Source organism: Azospirillum sp. OGB3, from assembly GCF_014192915.1.
Classification (GTDB): domain Bacteria; phylum Pseudomonadota; class Alphaproteobacteria; order Azospirillales; family Azospirillaceae; genus Azospirillum.
Genome location: NZ_JACHYN010000056.1, coordinates 1 through 2,192 on the forward strand (window position 1 = coordinate 1; position 2,192 = coordinate 2,192).

Below are 2,192 nucleotides of genomic sequence, written 5' to 3' on the forward strand. Positions count from 1 at the left end.
CTGGTGCGCATCTGCGACGTGATGGTCGAGAATTTCGCCCCCGGCGTGCTCGACCGCATGGGCCTGACCTGGGAGCGCATCCAGGAGCTGAACCCCCGCATCATCGTCGCCTCGGTCAAGGGCTTCGGCCCCGGCCCCTACGAGGACTGCAAGGTCTATGAGAACGTCGCGCAGTGCGCCGGCGGCTCGGCCTCGACGACCGGCTTCGACGACGGCCCGCCGATGGTCACCGGCGCCCAGATCGGCGACAGCGGCACCGGCCTGCATCTGGCGCTGGGCATCGTGACCGCGCTTTACCAGCGCACCCAGACCGGGCGCGGCCAGAAGGTGCTGGCGGCCATGCAGGACGCCGTGCTGAACCTGTGCCGCGTCAAGCTGCGCGACCAGCAGCGGCTGGAGCGCGGCCCGCTGAAAGAGTACCCGCAGTACCCGAACGGCGAGTTCGGCGACACCGTGCCGCGCGCCGGCAACGCCTCGGGCGGCGGCCAGCCGGGCTGGATCCTGAAGTGCAAGGGTTGGGAGACCGATCCCAACGCCTACATCTACTTCATCACCCAGGCGCCGGTGTGGGCGAAGATCTGCGACGTCATCGGCAAGCCGGAGTGGGTCACCGATCCGGACTACGCGACGCCCGCCGCCCGCCTGCCGCGCCTGAAGGACATCTTCGCGACCGTCGAAGAGTGGACCATGACCAAGACGAAGTTCGAGGTCATGGAGATCCTCAACAAGTACGACATCCCCTGCGGCCCCATCCTGTCGATGAAGGAGCTGGCGGAGGACCAGTCGCTGCGCGAGACCGGCACCATCGTCGAGGTCGATCACCCGACGCGCGGCAAGTACCTGACCGTCGGCAACCCGATCAAGCTGTCGGACAGCCCGACCGAGGTCACGCGGTCGCCGCTGCTGGGCGAACACACCGACGAGATCCTGCGCGAGGTGCTCGGCTTCGACGAACGCCGCATCGGCGAGGTTCGCGACAGCGGCGCGCTGGGGCTGGTCGTTCCCCGCATGGCCGCCGAGTAAAGACAGCCGTGGCAGGGGCGTCCCGTCGGGACGCCCGCTCCATGCAGCACGGATAACAGGCGCACGCAGTCCCGAAGAGCGGGGGCGTTGACGCACACATCCGGTGAGCCGCAGGCTCACACCGTTATTCTTCCACGGATTCAGCACAGGACGCAGGGTGCCGGCGCGGAAAGCGTCAGCGCCGATGCCGGCCTGCGCCCCGCACCCTTCCATTTTAAACACCCGAAGACAGCCATGAACATCCATGAGTATCAGGCCAAGGGCCTGCTGAAGACGTACGGCGTCGCGGTGCCCCGCGGCGGCGTCGCGTTCTCTCCCGAGGAGGCCGAGACCGTCGCCCGCGAGCTGGGCGGCCCGGTGTGGGTCGTGAAGTCGCAGATCCACGCGGGCGGCCGCGGCGCCGGCCGCTTCAAGGACAACCCCGAGGGCAAGGGCGGCGTCCGCGTCGTCAAGTCCGTCGAGGAGGTCGGCAAGAACGCCGCCGAGATGCTGGGCCATGTTCTGGTCACCAAGCAGACCGGTGCGGACGGCCGCGAGGTCAAGCGCCTCTACGTCGAGGAAGGCGCCGACATCAAGCGCGAGCTGTATCTCGGCATGCTCGTCGACCGCGCCACCGGCCGCGTCACCATCATGGCGTCCACCGAAGGCGGCATGGAGATCGAGGAGGTCGCCCACAACACGCCGGAGAAGATCGTCAAGGTCGCCATCGACCCGGCCACCGGCATCCAAGGCTACCACACCCGCAAGGTCGCCTTCGCGCTGGGCCTCGAAGGCAAGCAGGTCGGGGCGGCGGCGAAGTTCCTGACCGCCATGTACCGCGCCTTCACCGAACTGGACTGCGCGATCGTCGAGATCAACCCGCTGATCGTTACCGGCGCCGGGGAGATCCTGGCGCTCGACGCCAAGATGGCCTTCGACGACAACGCCCTGTTCCGCCACAAGAACGTGGCCGAGCTGCGCGACGTTGCCGAAGAGGACCCGGCCGAGGTCGAAGCCGCCAAGCACGACCTGAACTACGTCAAGCTGGACGGCAACATCGGCTGCATGGTCAACGGCGCCGGCTTGGCGATGGGCACCATGGACATCATCAAGCTGTACGGCGGCGAGCCGGCCAACTTCCTCGATGTCGGCGGCGGCGCCACCAAGGAGCGCGTCACCGCGGCCTTCAA

2 protein-coding genes are annotated in these 2,192 nt (G+C 67.9%); both read left to right on the plus strand.

What is annotated here, in order from left to right:
- The coding region (gene frc / locus FHW79_RS32185; protein ID WP_183182673.1) for a formyl-CoA transferase at window positions 1-1,023 on the plus strand (1,023 nt) is incomplete at its 5' end.
- Window positions 1,024-1,257: 234 nt separating this feature from the next.
- Window positions 1,258-2,192, plus strand: a 935-nt coding sequence (sucC, locus tag FHW79_RS32190) for an ADP-forming succinate--CoA ligase subunit beta (protein ID WP_183182674.1), incomplete at its 3' end; no start/stop codon positions are given.